At 68.2% G+C, this 15,787-nt stretch carries 18 protein-coding genes; 11 read left to right on the top strand and 7 right to left on the bottom strand.

From position 1 onward, the window contains the following. The first annotated feature begins 192 nt into the window (after positions 1–192). The 4 genes from ABW16_RS25940 to ABW16_RS03435 all read left to right on the top strand — a co-directional run bounded on the left by ABW16_RS25940 (position 193) and on the right by ABW16_RS03435 (position 3,861). Positions 193–381 carry a hypothetical protein gene (locus tag ABW16_RS25940; protein ID WP_131721465.1) on the top strand — a complete coding sequence of 63 codons (189 nt, stop codon included), beginning with the start codon at positions 193–195 and terminating at the stop codon, positions 379–381. A gap of 374 nt (positions 382–755) precedes the next feature. Next, positions 756–1,829: a phosphoglycerate mutase family protein gene (locus tag ABW16_RS03425; RefSeq protein ID WP_047317762.1), complete on the top strand. Its 1,074-nt coding sequence runs from the start codon at positions 756–758 to the stop codon at positions 1,827–1,829. A 12-nt stretch (positions 1,830–1,841) separates the two neighbouring features. Further along, positions 1,842–2,963, top strand: a complete 1,122-nt coding sequence (locus tag ABW16_RS03430) for a histidine phosphatase family protein (RefSeq protein ID WP_047317763.1) — start codon at positions 1,842–1,844, stop codon at positions 2,961–2,963. A 22-nt stretch (positions 2,964–2,985) separates the two neighbouring features. After that, positions 2,986–3,861 carry an alpha/beta fold hydrolase gene (locus tag ABW16_RS03435; protein ID WP_082133962.1) on the top strand — a complete coding sequence of 292 codons (876 nt, stop codon included), beginning with the start codon at positions 2,986–2,988 and terminating at the stop codon, positions 3,859–3,861. A 4-nt stretch (positions 3,862–3,865) separates the two neighbouring features. Here ABW16_RS03435 and gndA read toward each other — a convergent pair whose 3' ends face one another. From gndA to ABW16_RS03450, 3 genes are read right to left on the bottom strand one after another with little or no spacing between them, the layout of a single operon-like run. Next, complete coding sequence (gene gndA / locus ABW16_RS03440) at positions 3,866–5,314, bottom strand: NADP-dependent phosphogluconate dehydrogenase (protein WP_047317764.1); 1,449 nt, start codon at positions 5,312–5,314, stop codon at positions 3,866–3,868. Positions 5,315–5,369: 55 nt separating this feature from the next. Then, positions 5,370–6,308 carry a M56 family metallopeptidase gene (locus tag ABW16_RS03445; RefSeq protein ID WP_047317765.1) on the bottom strand — a complete coding sequence of 313 codons (939 nt, stop codon included), beginning with the start codon at positions 6,306–6,308 and terminating at the stop codon, positions 5,370–5,372. A 14-nt stretch (positions 6,309–6,322) separates the two neighbouring features. Further along, complete coding sequence (locus ABW16_RS03450) at positions 6,323–6,739, bottom strand: BlaI/MecI/CopY family transcriptional regulator (protein ID WP_024442783.1); 417 nt, start codon at positions 6,737–6,739, stop codon at positions 6,323–6,325. Between the two features lie 139 nt (positions 6,740–6,878). Here ABW16_RS03450 and ABW16_RS03455 point away from each other — a divergent pair, with 139 nt between their 5' ends. Continuing rightward, entirely contained in the window at positions 6,879–7,292 is a 414-nt protein-coding gene (locus ABW16_RS03455; protein ID WP_047317766.1) for a PaaI family thioesterase, read from the top strand. Positions 7,293–7,296: 4 nt separating this feature from the next. Here ABW16_RS03455 and ABW16_RS03460 read toward each other — a convergent pair whose 3' ends face one another. Together ABW16_RS03460 and ABW16_RS03465 are read right to left on the bottom strand one after the other, a co-directional pair. Next, positions 7,297–8,682, bottom strand: coding sequence for an NAD(P)/FAD-dependent oxidoreductase (locus tag ABW16_RS03460; protein ID WP_047317767.1), 1,386 nt, complete (start codon positions 8,680–8,682; stop codon positions 7,297–7,299). A 108-nt stretch (positions 8,683–8,790) separates the two neighbouring features. Further along, on the bottom strand, positions 8,791–9,462 hold the full coding sequence (locus tag ABW16_RS03465) for an SDR family oxidoreductase (protein ID WP_047317768.1): 672 nt from the start codon (positions 9,460–9,462) through the stop codon (positions 8,791–8,793). Between the two features lie 122 nt (positions 9,463–9,584). Here ABW16_RS03465 and modA point away from each other — a divergent pair, with 122 nt between their 5' ends. Genes modA through ABW16_RS03495 form a run of 6 tightly spaced genes read left to right on the top strand, consistent with a single transcriptional unit; the run spans position 9,585 to position 14,520 of the window. After that, positions 9,585–10,340 carry a molybdate ABC transporter substrate-binding protein gene (gene modA / locus ABW16_RS03470; RefSeq protein WP_047317769.1) on the top strand — a complete coding sequence of 252 codons (756 nt, stop codon included), beginning with the start codon at positions 9,585–9,587 and terminating at the stop codon, positions 10,338–10,340. A gap of 6 nt (positions 10,341–10,346) precedes the next feature. After that, positions 10,347–11,138, top strand: a complete 792-nt coding sequence (locus ABW16_RS03475; protein WP_047317770.1) for an ABC transporter permease — start codon at positions 10,347–10,349, stop codon at positions 11,136–11,138. Then, entirely contained in the window at positions 11,135–12,256 is a 1,122-nt protein-coding gene (locus ABW16_RS03480; RefSeq protein WP_047317771.1) for a sulfate/molybdate ABC transporter ATP-binding protein, read from the top strand. The genes ABW16_RS03475 and ABW16_RS03480 overlap by 4 nt, the downstream gene beginning before the upstream one ends. Positions 12,257–12,293: 37 nt before the next feature. Beyond that, complete coding sequence (locus ABW16_RS03485; protein WP_047317772.1) at positions 12,294–13,148, top strand: alanine and proline-rich secreted protein Apa; 855 nt, start codon at positions 12,294–12,296, stop codon at positions 13,146–13,148. Between the two features lie 17 nt (positions 13,149–13,165). Then, positions 13,166–13,459: a GlsB/YeaQ/YmgE family stress response membrane protein gene (locus ABW16_RS03490; protein ID WP_047317773.1), complete on the top strand. Its 294-nt coding sequence runs from the start codon at positions 13,166–13,168 to the stop codon at positions 13,457–13,459. 32 nt (positions 13,460–13,491) lie between these two features. Continuing rightward, positions 13,492–14,520, top strand: a complete 1,029-nt coding sequence (locus tag ABW16_RS03495; protein WP_047317774.1) for a zinc-binding alcohol dehydrogenase family protein — start codon at positions 13,492–13,494, stop codon at positions 14,518–14,520. 20 nt (positions 14,521–14,540) lie between these two features. On the opposite strand, the gene ABW16_RS03500 is transcribed toward ABW16_RS03495, so the two are convergent. Both ABW16_RS03500 and ABW16_RS03505 read right to left on the bottom strand, forming a co-directional pair. Continuing rightward, positions 14,541–15,308 (bottom strand): CPBP family intramembrane glutamic endopeptidase, encoded by a 768-nt coding sequence (locus tag ABW16_RS03500; protein WP_047317775.1) that lies wholly within the window; start codon positions 15,306–15,308, stop codon positions 14,541–14,543. 66 nt (positions 15,309–15,374) lie between these two features. Further along, positions 15,375–15,785 carry an MmpS family transport accessory protein gene (locus ABW16_RS03505; RefSeq protein ID WP_233424695.1) on the bottom strand — a complete coding sequence of 137 codons (411 nt, stop codon included), beginning with the start codon at positions 15,783–15,785 and terminating at the stop codon, positions 15,375–15,377. Positions 15,786–15,787: the final 2 nt, after the last annotated feature.

Here is a 15,787-nt window from a genome sequence, read left to right on the forward strand (position 1 = left end):
ATCTTGTTCGCCTCCACATGTCATGAGCCGGCCTTCACCACCCGCCGGCCGGCACCGTTTCGGCCCGGTCAGCCACGCTACCGCCACCATGACGACGGACACCACCTGACGCGATATCAACCGAATGAAAAATTGATCTTCCTCACAGCAGGTTCGTCGGTTAAACTCATGAAGACTTTTAAGGGAGCGGAGATGACAGTTAGCTGCCACCAGCGAGGCGCCGCCACCGCGGCCCCGGTTGCAGCTTCCTGCGTCCCCCCGGAGGTCGGTCGTGGCGTCCGCCGACAGGCGATCGAGGCGACGCTGGAGCGGCGGGAATGCACCGTCGAGGGATACCTGCAGCGCAAACTGCACCGGCAGTGGCGCAACCGGGGATCGTAACCCGCCCAATCCGACTCGCAATCGGCCGTGAAGGCTCAAGTCTGTGCTCTGTATTGGATTGCAGCACAAGTAATTTGACCGATATATCTGCTGACGAGCAGATCAGCGAGCTTCGGCCTTCCGGTCCGATCGACGATTTCCGACGCCGAAGCGGCGTACCCCCCACTGGGCGCGCAGAGCGAGATGCGAAGCGCTCTTGCGCAGCATCGAACGTGATCGTGGACGGCGCAGGCACGGCAATTCAGGACACGCTGTCGACTGCGCGATGATCTGGCCCTATTTCAGTTAGCTCGCTTGCGACTGAATAGCGCTTCCGAAACTGAGAACTAACTGAATCATTGCTGAATCCGATAACACCAAAAGAGGTAGGCGCCATGCAGGCAAGCCACGTTCTGTCCCTCACCGCCAGCGCCGCGCTGGCCGGCGGCATCGCCGTCGTCCCGGTCGCGGCGTCGTCGCCACCGGCGGCCGCAGCTGTCCTCGACATTCGGCTCGCCAGCGGTAGCGCCCAAGACATCGTTATCGACTTCGTGCGGCACGCAGAAATGATCTCGCCGTACGAAAACATGCTCACCCCGTCCCCGGATCATCCCGGGGCTCCGCTCAGCGACCTCGGACAACAACAGGCGTCCGACGTCGGGAACCAGCTCTTCAACGAGCTCGGCCAGGTTGCCGGCATCTTCAGCGGGCTGGGTCTGCGGGTGACGGAAACCGCCGCGCCGTTCGCCGATCTGGAGGGCATGACCCCACAGTTGTTGACCCAACTCGACGAGGTCGACAGCGGAATCTACGCGCTCGATCCCATCGAAAGCCTCGGCGGCCGCCTGGGCTTTCTGACCGTGGGCGGCTGGACGTTGGGAGCGCCGCTGGGGTTGGCACTGCTGTCAGCCCCGGGCTCGCACGACGCGAACGGGATCGTCATGGGTGAAAGATTCGACGACGGTGTTCAAACAATGTATGACCACGCACTGGCCAACAGCGACGTCGTCAGCGATAACGGCCAGGTCACCGATGTCGCGTTCACCAGCACAGCGTCGATCTTCACGTGGGTCATGCAGAACGTCGACAACCCCGACATACCGTTCTTCCTGGACCTCATCAAAGAGGCAAACAGTGTTCCGAACGGCCAGACGACCATTTTCCTGCCCAACACCGCCGTCGTCGAAGTCCAGGGCAACCCCACCGACGGCTGGACGCTGGTCAGCTGGGACGGGCACGCCATCGCGGCGGATCCGGATCTGCTGAGCGCGCTGTTCGTCGACGTGCGCGACGTGATGCTGCCGGCGCAAGCGGCGCTCTGGCACACCTGGGAGGCCATCCTCGGCGGTGATCCCACCACGATCATGAACGCGGTGCAGACCGGCTTGGACGACGTCGGCTCGGCACTGGTCCAGTTCCCCGGAGCGGTGTTCACCGACATCATCGACGCCTTCGGAAATCTCGGTTAGGAGGTAGCCGCCATGCAGACACATTCGATCTCTCCGATTGCCGCCGGTGTCGCCCTCCTCGGAGCAGGTGTCATAGCCGTCGTCCCGCCGGCGCAATCGGGTGGCGCGGTCTCCGGCATTACGCTCACCAGCGGTGAGGCCCAAGACGGCGCAATTCAAGATGTCGTCATCGATATCGTGCGGCACGGGCAGCGCATGCCGCCGTTCAACGATGTCATCACCCCCTCGCCGGACCATCCCGGTCCGCCGCTCAGCGATCTCGGCGTGCAGCAGGCACAGGCTGTGGCTGACAAGCTTCACGATGAACTCGGCGACCACGTCGCGGGGATCTTCTCCGGGCAGGCCATCAGGGATATGGACACCGCTGCGCCGTTCGCCGACCTGGAGCACATGACGACACAGATCCTGTCCGGACTCAACGAGATCGACAGCGGCATCTACGCCGGGCAACCGATCGCCAGCCTGGCCGGGTTCCTGTACCAGTTCACGCCGATGCTCTGGACGTTGTTCGGATTGGTGCTGGCGCCCATACCGGGCTCGGTCGAGGACCCCAACGGGGTGGTGATGGACCAGAACTTCACCGGTGCCGTCAACGCGATGTACAGCGCAGCGATGGCCAACCCGGTTGTCAGCGACAACGGCGACATCACCGCGGTGGCCTTTAACAACGAAGCCGACATCGCCGCCTGGGTGGCGCTCAACGTCAAGAACCCCGACATCTCACTGCTGCTGCCGTTGACGCTGCAGACCATGTTCGCCAACGACGACGGATCCCCGATGCTGCCCAACACCGGCATTGTGCAGATCGAGGGCAACCCCACCGACGGCTGGACGCTGGTCAGCTGGAACGGGATCGCCGTCCCGGAAGACCCTGGATTGCTGACGAAACTGATCATGGACGTGCGTGATCTGATCACCACGCCGCAGGTTGCCGCGTGGAACCTCTACCAGGCCTTGCTCGGCGGCGACGCGACCACCATCGGTGACGCGCTGCAGGCCGGACTGCATGACATCAGCGCGACGTTCCTGGGATTTCCGGAGGCGGTGTTCAACGACATCACCGATGCGTTGTCGAATCTCGGTGCGGCCGACGCGTCCGGCTCGGCGCTTGCCGATCTGCTGGCGCTCGTCTGAGCCGCAGCGCACAATGACCGCGATGACGAATACGGCGTGGCGCAGCAGTGTGAGTGAGTGGCAAGACGGTGGCCGGTGGTTGGCTACCGGCGCCGGCCGGGTGTTTGTGCGATCCGGTGTGGGGGATGGGCCGACTATTCTTCTGCTGCACGGCTTTCCATCCTGCTCCTATGATTTCCGGTCGGTCGTTGACCGGCTCGCCGGCCGGTCCTGGCTGACGATGGACTTCCTCGGTTTCGGATTGTCGGACAAGCCGCGCCCGCATCGGTACAGCCTGTTCGAGCAGGCCGACCTGGTGGAGCAGGTGGTGGCGGTGAGCGCAACGGGTCCAGTGGTGCTGGCCGCCCACGACATGGGCACCTCGGTGGCGACCGAACTGTTGGCTCGAGACCTCGAGGGCACACTGACCTTTGACCTGCAGCGTGCGGTGCTGACCAACGGCAGTGTGATCTTGGAGCGGGCCAGTCTGCGGCCGATCCAGAAGGTGCTCCGTGGCCCGTTCGGTGGTGTCGCCGCCCGGCTGACCAATCGCCGCAGCTTCGTTCGTGGCTTCGGCCGGCTGTTCAGCCCGGAGCACCCGCTGAGCGCCGATGAGGCCGCCGCGCAGTGGGCACTGCTGACCCTCAACGGCGGAAACCGGATCGCGCATCTGCTCTCGGCCTACCTCGACGAACGGGTGCGGTATGCGCAGCGCTGGCACGGCGCGGTGCGTGACTGGCCCAAGCCGTTGGGCTTCGTGTGGGGGCTGGGCGATCCGGTCGCCACCACCAATGTGTTGGACGGCCTGCGGCAGCTGCGCCCGACCGCCGACGTCGTCGAACTGCCCGGGTTGGGCCACTATCCGCAGATCGAGGACCCTCAGGCCTTCACCGACGGCGTGCTGAGCCTGCTGGTTTAGGCCGCTAGACCGGCACTTCGCTGCGGTCGGCGCTCCACAGGGTGTGGAACTTGCCCTCCGCGTCCACCCGGCCGTAGCTGTGCGCGCCGAAGTAGTCGCGCTGGGCCTGGGTCAGGGCGGCCGGCAGCCGCTCGGTCCGCAGGCCGTCGTAGTAGGCCAGAGCCGAGGAGAAACCGGGGACCGGGATGCCCAGGCTGACCGCCGTGGTCACCACCCGCCGCCAGGAGTCGATGGCAGCCTCGACCGCGCTGCGGAAATACGGCGCGGCGAGCAGGCTCACCAGGTCGGGGTCGGTGTCGAAGGCCTCTTTGATGCGGTTGAGGAACTTCGCGCGGATGATGCAGCCGCCGCGCCAGATCGTCGCCAGGTCTCCCGGGGTGACATGCCAGCCGTATTCGGCGCTGCCGGCCTGAATCTGGTTGAAGCCCTGCGCATAAGCGACGATCTTGGAGGCATACAGCGCCTGGCGGACGTCCTCGGTGAACTGGGCCGCATCCGAGGGGCGTTCACCGAGGTTTCCCGCCGCCAAGCCCGCGGCGGCGCGACGCTGGGGTACCGAGCCCGACAGCGCCCGGGCGAACACCGCCTCGGCGATCCCGGTGACCGGGACCCCCAGGTCCAGGGCAGACTTCACGGTCCAGCGTCCGGTGCCCTTCTGCTCGGCTTCGTCGACGATGACGTCGACCAGCGGCTGGCCGGTCTTGGCATCGACCTGGCGCAGGACCTCGGCGGTGATCTCGACCAGGTAGCTGTCCAGCTCCCCGCCGTTCCACTCGGTGAACACCTCGGCGATCTGCGGTGCTGAGAGCCCCAGCCCGTCGCGCAGCAGCTGGTAGGCCTCACCGATCAGCTGCATGTCGGAGTACTCGATGCCGTTGTGCACCATCTTCACGAAGTGCCCCGCACCGTCCGGCCCGATGTGGGTGCAGCACGGCACCCCGTCGACGTGCGCCGAGATCTCCTCCAGCAGCGGCCCGAGTGACTCGTAGGACTCTTTGGGGCCACCCGGCATGATCGAGGGCCCGTTCAGGGCGCCCTCCTCGCCGCCCGAGATACCGGCCCCCACGAAGTGCAGGCCGCGGGCGGCCATCGCCTTCTCCCGGCGGATGGTGTCGGTGTAGAGCGCGTTGCCGCCGTCGATGATGATGTCGCCGGGCTCCATCGCGTCGGCGAGTTCGTTGATGACGGCGTCGGTCGGGTCGCCGGCCTTGACCATGATCAGCACTCGGCGCGGCTTCTCAAGGGCGGCAAGGAATTCCGGAATCGACTCGCTGCGAACGAAGTTGCCCTCGGAACCGTAGGCGTCGAGCAGCGCGTCGGTTTTCGCGACCGACCTGTTGTGCAGCGCCACGGTGTAGCCGTGGCGGGCGAAGTTGCGCGCGATGTTGGATCCCATGACTGCCAGCCCGGTCACACCGATCTGGGCAGTGCCAACAACGTCCGACGCGCTCATGTATTCGCCTCTCGGTGGTAGGTGCGTGCGATGCCCGGCACGCCGGGCGGGCGGGTTACCCCGCGATCAGTCGGTGCAGCTCGGTCAGCCACGGTACCGCCAGCGCCACCGTGGGCACCGTCAGCACCCCGGCTGCGGCCGAATAGGCAGCGGCCGCCAGCGCCGGACTGTTGCCCCGACCCGACAACCGCTGCACGCGCAGCACCGTGTTGGTGCCGCCGGCCGCCAGCGCGCCGGCGGGGACTTTGGTCGAGGCACAGGTCACCAGGGCACGGGCCAGGGGAGGGGCGCCGGCAACTCGAACGGCCGCGTCGTCGGCGAGCAGTTCGATCAACAGCCGCACCGCATCCAGGGCACTGGCGCTACGGACGAACCAGGGGAACGCGGTGTGCACCGCCGAGAACGCCTCCAGGACGAGGTCGTGCCGCGCGCGCAGATGGGCCCGCTCATGGCAGAGCAGCGCGGCCAGCTCGGTGTCACCGAGTGCGTCCAGCGTGCCCGAACTGACCACCACCCGGCTCCGCACCCCGGGCAGGCAGTAGGCGAGCGGCTGCACAACCTGCAGAATCCGCAGGCCACTGGTGCGCACCGCGGGCGGGCGGTCGGTGACGCCCACCAGGTCGACGAGCATGCGGTGGTGGGCCCGGCGCTGCCGGGTGCGAATCGCGACCCGCAACACCGTCCAGGAGAGGCGCAGCCCGACCATCAGGGTCAGTGCGAAGACCGCGACGTAGAAGGTCCACAGCGGCCAACCCAAGCGGTCCAGGGAGCCGAGGATCGTCGAGGTGGGCCGGCCGTCCGGGCCCGGCATCAGCAGGCGGCTCGCGGTGGCCAGGCCCGCGCTGAATGCGGAGAGCACCGCGGCAATCGCGATGGCCTGCCAGAGCACCAGCGCGGCCCGCGGGGCGCGTAGCGGCCACTCGGCGCGCGCCAGCAGGGCGGGAACCGGCCCTACGAGCAACAGCGCGACGATGGAAAAGGCCAGCGCGGACACGCTGTAAGTCTCCCTCAGGACGCAGGTCGGCCGCTACCTGGGAGGCGAATACGGTGCTTGGCCTCCAGTTCGTCCAGCGCACGCCGCAACGCGTCGGCTTCGTCGACGCCGACGCGTTCGACGAAATGCACCAGCGCAGCCCGGCGGTCTCCGGAGTCGGCAGCCTGATCGAGTGCCTCCACCATCAGCCCGGCAACCAACTCGTCGCGGCCCCGGACCGGGGTGTAGCGGTGTGCACGGTCATCGCGAATCTGCGACACCAGGTTCTTCTTGGCCAATCGCTGCAGGACCGTCATCACGGTCGTGTAGGCCAGGTCGCGTTGCGCCGACAGTGCCTCGTGGACTTCGCGCACCGTCTGAGACTCCGGCGACGACCACAGGTGGTCCATCACCGCTCGCTCCAAGTCCCCTAAATGGGTCTGCTTCGCCATGTTCGTCATCAACTCCCCGGGCAACGGAGCAAGCCTACCCTTAATTACTACCGGGCGTCGTATCAGAAGCTGAGGGTCTGCTGCGACCCCGATGTGACGGGACCGGATCGCGCGTGCGGGCATCGTGTAAAACCATCACATGGCTGCCACCGGATTTCCGTCCGACTTCTCCGCGCCCTTCGACTCCGAGATCGGCCTGGTCTACACCGACGTCGGCCCGGACGGCGCGCACGCGAAACTGGAGCTGCAGCCCAAGCTGTGCCAGCCGGCGGGCATCGTGCACGGCGGCGTGTACTGCTCGATCATCGAAAGCGTGGCCAGCGTGTCGGCGTACACCTGGCTCAACCGCGAGGGTGGCGACGCGCACGGCACAGTCGTCGGGGTCAACAACAACACCGACTTCCTCCGGGCGGTCTCGTCCGGAACGGTCTACGCCGCGTCCACGCCGATCCATCGCGGGCGGCGCCAGCAGTTGTGGTTGGTGACGATCACCGATTCCGACGAGCGGGTGCTCGCCCGCGGCCAGGTCCGGTTGCAGAACCTGGCGAGTTAGGCCGCTAGCTGACCGCGCGATCGACGCCGCGCTGCGCCTCGGCCGCCAGCATTTCGAGCTGTTCGAGACGGGTCCGGGCAAAGGCCTGTTGCTCGGTGATCGTCAACTGACCCCGTCCGGTGCTCAAGAACGTGAGGTTCCACGACAGCAGCGTGCTTACCTTGTTCTTGAACCCGACCAGGTAGATCAGGTGCAGCACCAACCAGGCCAGCCAGGCGATGAACCCGCTGAACTCCAGCGGCCCGATCTTGCTGACCGCGGAGAACCTGGACACCGTGGCCATCGAGCCCTTGTCCAGGTACTGGAAGGGCTCTCGGTCAGCCGGGTCGGCGCCGCCGAGTTCGGCCTTGATGGTGCTCGCGACGTGCTTGGCTCCCTGGATGGCGCCTTGCGCCATGCCGGGGACACCGTCCACGGCCGCCATGTCGCCGATGACGAAGACGTTCGGGTTCTCCGGCACCGACAGGTCCGGCAGCACCTTGACTCGTCCGGCACGGTCGAGTTCGACCGGAGACTGTTCGGCAAGGTCGCGGCCCAGCGGGCTGGCCGAGACACCGGCGGACCACACCTTGCACTGGGATTCGATTCGCCGGATGGTTCCGTCGGCGTCCTTGACGGTCAGTCCGTTGCGATCGACATCGGTGACCATGGCGCCCAGCTGGATCTCGACGCCCATCTTCAGCAGGCGCTCGGCTGCTTTGCGGCCCAGCTTCTCGCCCATCGGGGGCAGCACGGCCGGGGCGGCGTCGAGCAGGATCACCCGCGCCTGGGTGGAGTCGATGTGGCGGAATGAGCCCTTGAGGGTGTGGTGGGCCAGTTCGGCGATCTGACCGGCCATCTCGACGCCGGTCGGTCCGGCACCCACGACGGTGAACGTCAGCAGCTTCGCGCGCCGTTCGGGGTCGCTGGACCGCTCGGCCTGCTCGAAGGCGCTCAGGATGCGGCCGCGCAGCTCCAGGGCGTCGTCGATGGTCTTCATGCCGGGCGCGAACTCGGCAAACTGGTCATTTCCGAAGTAGGACTGCCCCGCGCCGGCCGCGATGATCAGGCTGTCGAACGGGGTGTCGTAAGTGTGGCCGAGCACCTCGGAGGTGACGAACTTGCCGGCCAGGTCGATGCGTGTGACGTCGCCCAGCAGCACCTGGGCGTTGCGCTGCCTGCGCAGCACGACGCGGGTGCACGGCGCGATCTCGCCCTCGGAGAGGATTCCGGTCGCAACCTGGTAGAGCAGGGGCTGGAACAGGTGATGGGTGGTGCGGGCGATCAACTTGACGTCGACGTCGGCCCGCTTGAGCTTCTTGGCCGCTGTCAACCCACCGAACCCCGAGCCGATGATGACGACCTGGTGTCGTCGGCTCTGCTGCGCAGTGACTTCAGGCTGGGCGCTCATGGGAATCCGGTTGCTCCTCGACGGTGACTGCGTTCCCCCAATACGCTAGTCGACCTAAAAGGCGGTCACCGCATCCGCTGGTTGTGGGATTAGCCACTCCCGTCACAGTCAGCTAAAGCAGGCCAGCGCCCCGTGGCCGACGTGCAGCGTCTGGCCGGTGATGTGCCGGGACGCCGGCGAGGTCAAAAACACTGCGAGGCGGGCGATTTCAGCGGCCCCGGTGGGCGGCACGTGGGTCAGCCCGTCGTAGCCCGGGCGGGCGCCGTCTCCGGCGGCTACCACATTGACGGTGATCCCGCGGGTGCCGAACGTGGTGGCCTGCCCGGCGGTCCAGTTCGACAATGCGGCCTTGACTGCTGCCTCGGCACTGCCGTCGCGGGGGTTCTCCGGCAGCACCGAGATGATCGAGCCGCCCGAGCGCAGGTGGTCGCCGACGGTCCCGACGGTCAACACTGCCGAGAGCACTGTGGCGTCGAGTGCGCTGCGCCAGGCGTTGGCCTGGTCGGCCAGGGAATAGCCGCGGGGGTCGCCGCCCTGCCAGCGCGGTGCCGGGACATTGACGATGGTGTCGAGGTGGTGCGGAAACAGTCCGCGGGCAGCCAGCATGCTGGCCGGGTCGGTGTTGTCGCAGACAACCGCGTTGGCGTCGAGTTCTTTGGCGGCGACCTCGAGTTCGGGTCCGCGCAAACCGGCGAGCGTCACCTTGTGGCCAGCCTCGCTGAAACCTTCGGCAACGGTGCGACCCAATTCGGTGTCACCACCGGTGACCAGCACATCCATCGGTAGATCCTCCTCGTGTTGCGGGCTATGTTACTGGACGGTAGCCGGTTTGCGGGGATGGGGCGGAACTCGGCACAGACACGATCAGGCCACAGTCCGGGGTGCGCGCTAGGCTGCCAGCCATGGCGCGTACCCAGGCGGTCTGCGGGTTGGTGGCGGTCATGCTGGCGGCAGGACTGACCGGCTGTAGCTCAGAGCCGGCGGCGCCGTCGATCACAGTGTTCGCGGCGGCATCGCTGCAGCCGGCGTTCACCGAGATCGCCGAGCAGTTCAAGACCGACAATCCCGGCGTGGCGGTGGCCTTCAACTTCGCCGGATCATCGGACCTGGCCACCCAGCTGACCCAGGGTGCTCGCGCCGACGTCTTCGCCTCGGCCAACACCACCCAGATGGACAAGGTCGCCCAGGCCGGTCTGCTGGACGACGCGGCGGTGCCGTTTGCCACCAACACGCTGGTGATCGTGACGGCACCCGGCAACCCGCACCGGGTGCGGTCCTTCGCCGACCTGGCTGCGCCCGGTCTCGCCGTCGTGGTGTGCCAATCGCCGGTCCCGTGCGGCGCGGCGACCCACAAGGTGGAGGAAGCAACCGGAGTCGCGGTCAAACCGGTCAGCGAGGAGCCTGACGTCACCGACGTCCTCAACAAGGTCACCACCGGCCAGGCCGACGCCGGCGTCGTCTACCGCACCGATGCGCTGCACGCCGGCGACACGGTGGCCACCATCGAATTCCCCGAGGCCGCCGGCGCGGTCAACACCTACCCGATCGCGCTGCTGCGGGAAGCGCCGTCGCCCGGGCCGGCCCGCGCGTTCGTCGACCTGGTCACCGGCGAGGCGGGGCAGAAGGTGCTGCACGCGGCCGGTTTCGGTAAGCCCTGATCGGCCGTGGTCGGCCGGCCTGCTGACTTGCCGGGCTGGGTCTATGTGCCCGCCGCGATCGGCGCTGCGTTCGTGGTGCTGCCGCTGGTGGGGATCGCAACCAAAGTCGACTGGCCGCATTTCTGGTCGTTGATCAGCAGTCCCTCCGCCACCACGGCGCTGCAACTGAGCGTGCGTACCGCCGCCGCCAGCACCGTGCTGTGTGTATTGCTCGGTGTGCCGATGGCGCTGGTCCTGGCGCGCAGTCAGGCGCGGGTGGTGCGCCTGCTGCGGCCTCTGGTGCTGTTGCCGCTGGTACTGCCACCGGTGGTGGGCGGGATTGCGTTGCTCTATGCGTTCGGCCGGCTCGGGCTGCTGGGACGCTATCTGGACGCCGCCGGAATCCATATCGCGTTCACCACCACCGCGGTGGTGCTGGCGCAGACGTTCGTGTCGCTGCCGTTTCTGGTGATCGCCCTGGAGGGCGCGGCCCGGACCGCAGGTGCCGACTACGAGGTGGTGGCGGCCACACTGGGAGCCGGACCCAGCGCGGTGTGGTGGCGGGTCACGCTGCCGCTGTTGACCCCCGGCCTGATCTCCGGAGCGGTTCTGGCATTCGCGCGCTCCCTCGGCGAATTCGGGGCGACGCTGACCTTTGCCGGCTCCCGCGAGGGCGTCACCCGCACGCTGCCGTTGGCCATCTACCTGCAGCGGGTGTCGGACGCCGACGCCGCGGCCGCGATGTCACTGTTGTTGGTGGCGGTTGCCGCGGTGGTGGTGCTCGTCTTGGGTGCCCGACGGCTGGGCAGCATCGGATGAGCGCTGAAGCCGGCGGACTCACGTTGCGGGCGGTGGTCGCCGAGCGTGGCCTGGACGTGCGGCTGAACGTCGCGCCGGGCGAAGTGCTGGCGGTCCTGGGGCCTAACGGCGCCGGGAAGTCCACACTGCTTCACGTGATAGCCGGCTTGCTGCGGCCCGACGACGGGTTGGTGCGGGCGGGGGATCGGGTGCTGACCGACACCCGATCCGGCGTGCAGGTCGCCACCTGTGACCGCCGGGTGGGTCTGCTGCTGCAAGATCCGCTGCTGTTCCCGCACCTGAGTGTGGCGGCCAATGTGGCGTTCGCGGCGCGTCGCCGGCGGCGTCGCTGGGACCTGCGCCGAATGCATACTCGAGCCGTCGCGGAGCCGTGGCTGCGGGCGGTCGACGCCGAAGGGCTGGCCGAGCGCCGGCCGCGGCGGCTCTCCGGCGGACAGGCCCAGCGGGTCGCGATCGCGCGCGCCCTGGCCGCCGAACCGGAGGTGCTGTTACTCGACGAGCCGCTGGCCGGGCTCGACGTCGGCGCGGCGTCCGCCGTGCGCACGGTGCTGCGCGACGTGCTCAGTGCCGCCGGTCGCACCACCGTGCTGGTCACCCACGATCTGCTCGACGTATTTGCGCTGGCGGATCGGGTGCTGGTCCTGGAATCCGGTCAGGTCGCCGAAATCGGCCGCACCGCAGATGTATTGGCCGCACCACGGAGTCGTTTCGGAGCGCAGATCGCGGGGTTCAATCTGGTCGCCGGCGTGCTTGATGCTGCCGGCGTGCTGCGCACCGGGTGGGGGGACCAATGGCACGGCATCGCCGACGAGGGCTTGGAACCGGGCCAGCCGGCGGTCGCGGTCAGCACACCGCAGGCGGTGGCGGTCTACCGGGAGCGACCGCGGCCGGGCAGCAGTCCCCGCAATCTCGTCGAGGTGGTCGTGGCCGAGCTCGATGTCCGCGGCAGCACGGTTGCGGTGCGCGGTGTGGACCAGCCGGACGGGGCGCCCGGACTGGCCGCAGACATCACCGCAGACGCGGCGGCGGAACTGCGCCTGGCGCCGGGGGAGAGGGTGTGGTTCGGGGCCAAAGCCCAGGAAGTCACGCTGCGCGCGACACACCCCGGCACGGCGTAACTTGCGTACCGATGGCAACGCGGTAGGTTTTTCTGCCATGAAGCAGGTGGACCTGACCTCAAGGGGCATTCGAGCGATGGCCGCGACCGCGGTCGCCGGCGCGTTGGCATTTGCCGTTGCGGCGCCGGTGTACGCGGACCCGGTGCCACCGCCGCCGCCCGCGCCGCCGGCCAGCGCCGACGCCCCGCCGCCCGACGCGAACGCCCCGGCTCCGGCCGGCGAGCCCGTCGCACCCGAGGTGGGCCGTGTCGATGACGTCGCCGGCGGGTTCAGCTTCGTGCTGCCGGCCGGCTGGGTGCAGTCCGACACCAGTCACCTCGAATACGGTTCGTCACTGTTGAGCAAGAAGACCGGTGAGCCGATGCTGCCGGGACAACCGGCACCGGTGGCCAACGACACCAGGATCGTGCTCGGCAAGCTCGACCAGCGGCTCTACGCCAGCGCCGAGACCGACAACGCCAAGGCCGCCACGCGCCTCGGATCCGACATGGGCGAATTCTTCATGCCCTACCCCGGAACCCGTGCCAACCAGGTGAACGCTCCCCTCAACGGGGGCGGCCTGACCGGTAGCGCGTCGTACTACGAGGTCAAGTTCACCGACCCGGCCAAGCCGGTCGGCCAGATCTGGAGCGGCGTGATCGGCGTGCCGCCGGCCAGCGGGACTGGTCCGCAGACCGAGCGTTGGTTCGTGGTGTGGCTGGGCACCGCCAACAACCCGGTGGACACCGGCGCGGCCATCGCGCTCGCCGAATCCATCAGGCCGTTGGGGCCACCCCCCGCTGAAGCGGCGCCCGCGCCGGCACCGGGCATTCCGGGAATCCCGGCGCCCGCCCCGGCGCCGGCACCTGCACCGGCGCCCGCCCCTGCTCCGGCCCCGGCACCCGCCGCGTAACCCCGCTGATCACGCCCATGGCCGGAAGCTATCTCGCCGCTGCACTGTCCACCCCGACGTCGGTCAGCTGGCTGGCGTACATACTGATCGGCGGCATCGCCGGCTGGTTGGCGAACCGCATCATGAAGCGTGGCGGCTCGGGCATCCTGCTCAACATCGTGATCGGTGTGATCGGCGGGTTCATTGGCGGCATGCTGCTCGGCTGGTTCGGTGTCGACGTCGAGCACGGCCGCAGATGGTTTACCTTCTTCGTCTCCCTGGGCGGGGCTATCGTCCTGCTGTGGGTCGTCGGCCTGATTCGCCGAAGGTAGCCACAGCGCCCCAGAACGCGCACCATAGGTCTATGGCGTCGCAGGTGGCCGGTGTGTCGATGTCGGGATGGCGCGTCCAACGGCCCGGCCCGATAGCCAGCCGACCACTTGAGCGGGTCAGCACCGCGGTGCCGCGACCCCAGCCGTCGGAACTGCTGCTGGCCGTGCATGCCTGCGGCGTGTGCCGTACCGACCTGCACGTCGCCGAAGGTGACCTTCCGGTACATCGGCCAGGTGTGATCCCCGGCCACGAGGTGGTCGGTGAAGTGGTCGAGGTCGGCGCCGACGCCGGTGACGACTTCGCGGTGGGCGACCGGGTCGGAATCGCCTGGTTACGGCACACCTGCGGCTCGTGCCGTTACTGCCGTCGAGGCGACGAGAACCTGTGCCCGCAGTCGCGCTACACCGGCTGGGATGACGACGGTGGCTATGCCGAATTCGCTACGGTCCCAGCGGCTTTCGCCCACCACCTGCCCAGTGGCTACAGCGACACCGAATTGGCGCCCTTGCTGTGCGCGGGCATCATCGGCTACCGCTCGTTGCAGCGCGCGGAGCTGCCGCCGGGTGGGCGGCTGGGGATCTACGGCTTCGGGGGCAGCGCGCACATCACCGCGCAGGTCGCGCTCGCCCGCGGTGCCGAGGTACACGTGATGACCCGCGGCGAACGGGCCCGGGAACTGGCGCTGGAGCTGGGCGTCGCCTCGGCCCAGGGCGCCGCCGATCCGCCACCGGTGCCGCTGGACTCCGCGATCCTGTTCGCTCCGGTCGGCGAGCTGGTGCTGCCCGCCTGTCAGGCACTGGACGCCGGCGGCACACTGGCGATTGCCGGCATCCATCTCAGCGACATCCCACCGCTGAACTACCAGCGTCACCTGTTCCGTGAGCGCCAGATCCGGTCGGTCACGTCCAACACGCGCGCCGATGCCCGCGCCTTTCTCGACTTCGCCGCGGCGCACCACATCGATGTGACCACGCCGGTGTACTCGCTGGGTGACGCCGACCGGGCATTGGCGGATCTGGGTGCGGGCCGTATTGCAGGTGCAGCCGTGCTGCTGGTGTGAGCCGCCGGCTTCATGCGGCTTCAGGCAGACACCTGCCACACCAGCGCGGCGGCCAGCGCGCCCACGCCGTTGAGTGACCAGTGCAGCGCGATGGGCGCGATCAGGCTGCCGCTGCGCCGCCGCAACCAGCTGAACACGAAGCCCGCCGCTCCGGTGGCCAGCACCGCGAGCGTCACACCGGCCAGCATGCCGAAGAACCCGCCCCCGAATACTCGGGTGAAACCGACATTGCTGCTGGTCAGACCGAGGGACGTGGCGACATGCCACAGTCCGAACAGCAGGGAGCCGGCCGCGGCCACCCCCCGAAACCCCCAGGCCCGGTGCAGCGCGCCGTGCAGCGCCCCGCGGAACGCCAACTCCTCGGGGATGACGGTCTGCAGCGGGATGACGACCATCGACGCCACCAGGGCACCGGACACCGTGGCGTAGTGGTTGTTCAAGAACATCGGCCGCGTCGCGGGCAACAGCACGCCGATCGCGATGACCGACACCACGACCAATACCGCGGCCAGCGCGTAGCCGAACCCGGCTTTCCAGTGCGCGCGGCCGAGGCCGAGCTCGCTCCAGCTCAGCCCGTTATAGCGGACCAGGGCGATCAAGCCGATAGCGGTGGCCGGGACGGTGGCGACCGCGGCCCACGGGGTGGTGAAGTGTGCGATCAAGTTGGCGAGCGCCAACACCACCACGACGACGGCGACGTCGACGAAGGCGCGGAAGTGGTTCAGCGCCGAGAGTTGCGACACCAACGGGTGCCGCCCCCAGGGCACCGCGAACTCGTGACCAGACATTGTCGCGAATTCTACCCGCGGCGACGAGCAGACGCCTCGCCTCGTTTCGGGCCGCCTACCGCCGGCTTACCTGGGGCCGTGGGTCTCGCACAGCACCCGCGCCGGGTCGCCGGTGGCGGTGTTCTGGCTGACCACCTTGCCGTTGACGGTGACCGTGCAGGTCAAGGCGCCGGGACCGGCGCTTTGAGCGCTCAGTGAGTAGGACGCAGGGCTCGCCGCGTTCGTCATCGAACCGGTCAGCTGAATGGACCACGGGAGCGGGGCGTTGGTGGCGTGCGCCTGACCGTTCTGGCCTTGGTAGGTGATGTAACTGGCGACCCCGGTGCCGGTGAGGTCGTAGCGGACCGGCACTTTGGTGAGGTCCGGCGTAGCGCCGGCCGACCCGACACCGGCGATGGTGGCCGACGCGACAAGGGCGCCGAGCAGCAACGACATCGCCTTGCGGGGCATCCGGACCGGTGAGGGGTGAGCAGTCATGG

This window comes from Mycolicibacter heraklionensis (genome assembly GCF_001021505.1).
GTDB classification, from domain to species: Bacteria; Actinomycetota; Actinomycetes; order Mycobacteriales; family Mycobacteriaceae; genus Mycobacterium; species Mycobacterium heraklionense.

What these genes read in the sequence shown, in the direction of transcription:
- ABW16_RS25940 (WP_131721465.1), top strand. Translation starts at nt 193, where the DNA reads ATGACAGTTAGCTGCCACCAGCGAGGCGCCGCCACCGCGGCCCCGGTT.
- ABW16_RS03425 (WP_047317762.1), top strand. Translation starts at nt 756, where the DNA reads ATGCAGGCAAGCCACGTTCTGTCCCTCACCGCCAGCGCCGCGCTGGCC.
- ABW16_RS03430 (WP_047317763.1), top strand. Translation starts at nt 1,842, where the DNA reads ATGCAGACACATTCGATCTCTCCGATTGCCGCCGGTGTCGCCCTCCTC.
- ABW16_RS03435 (WP_082133962.1), top strand. Translation starts at nt 2,986, where the DNA reads ATGACGAATACGGCGTGGCGCAGCAGTGTGAGTGAGTGGCAAGACGGT.
- gndA (WP_047317764.1), bottom strand. Translation starts at nt 5,314, where the DNA reads ATGAGCGCGTCGGACGTTGTTGGCACTGCCCAGATCGGTGTGACCGGG.
- ABW16_RS03450 (WP_024442783.1), bottom strand. Translation starts at nt 6,739, where the DNA reads ATGGCGAAGCAGACCCATTTAGGGGACTTGGAGCGAGCGGTGATGGAC.
- ABW16_RS03455 (WP_047317766.1), top strand. Translation starts at nt 6,879, where the DNA reads ATGGCTGCCACCGGATTTCCGTCCGACTTCTCCGCGCCCTTCGACTCC.
- ABW16_RS03460 (WP_047317767.1), bottom strand. Translation starts at nt 8,682, where the DNA reads ATGAGCGCCCAGCCTGAAGTCACTGCGCAGCAGAGCCGACGACACCAG.
- ABW16_RS03465 (WP_047317768.1), bottom strand. Translation starts at nt 9,462, where the DNA reads ATGGATGTGCTGGTCACCGGTGGTGACACCGAATTGGGTCGCACCGTT.
- modA (WP_047317769.1), top strand. Translation starts at nt 9,585, where the DNA reads ATGGCGCGTACCCAGGCGGTCTGCGGGTTGGTGGCGGTCATGCTGGCG.
- ABW16_RS03480 (WP_047317771.1), top strand. Translation starts at nt 11,135, where the DNA reads ATGAGCGCTGAAGCCGGCGGACTCACGTTGCGGGCGGTGGTCGCCGAG.
- ABW16_RS03485 (WP_047317772.1), top strand. Translation starts at nt 12,294, where the DNA reads ATGAAGCAGGTGGACCTGACCTCAAGGGGCATTCGAGCGATGGCCGCG.
- ABW16_RS03490 (WP_047317773.1), top strand. Translation starts at nt 13,166, where the DNA reads ATGGCCGGAAGCTATCTCGCCGCTGCACTGTCCACCCCGACGTCGGTC.
- ABW16_RS03495 (WP_047317774.1), top strand. Translation starts at nt 13,492, where the DNA reads ATGGCGTCGCAGGTGGCCGGTGTGTCGATGTCGGGATGGCGCGTCCAA.
- ABW16_RS03500 (WP_047317775.1), bottom strand. Translation starts at nt 15,308, where the DNA reads ATGTCTGGTCACGAGTTCGCGGTGCCCTGGGGGCGGCACCCGTTGGTG.
- ABW16_RS03505 (WP_233424695.1), bottom strand. Translation starts at nt 15,785, where the DNA reads ATGACTGCTCACCCCTCACCGGTCCGGATGCCCCGCAAGGCGATGTCG.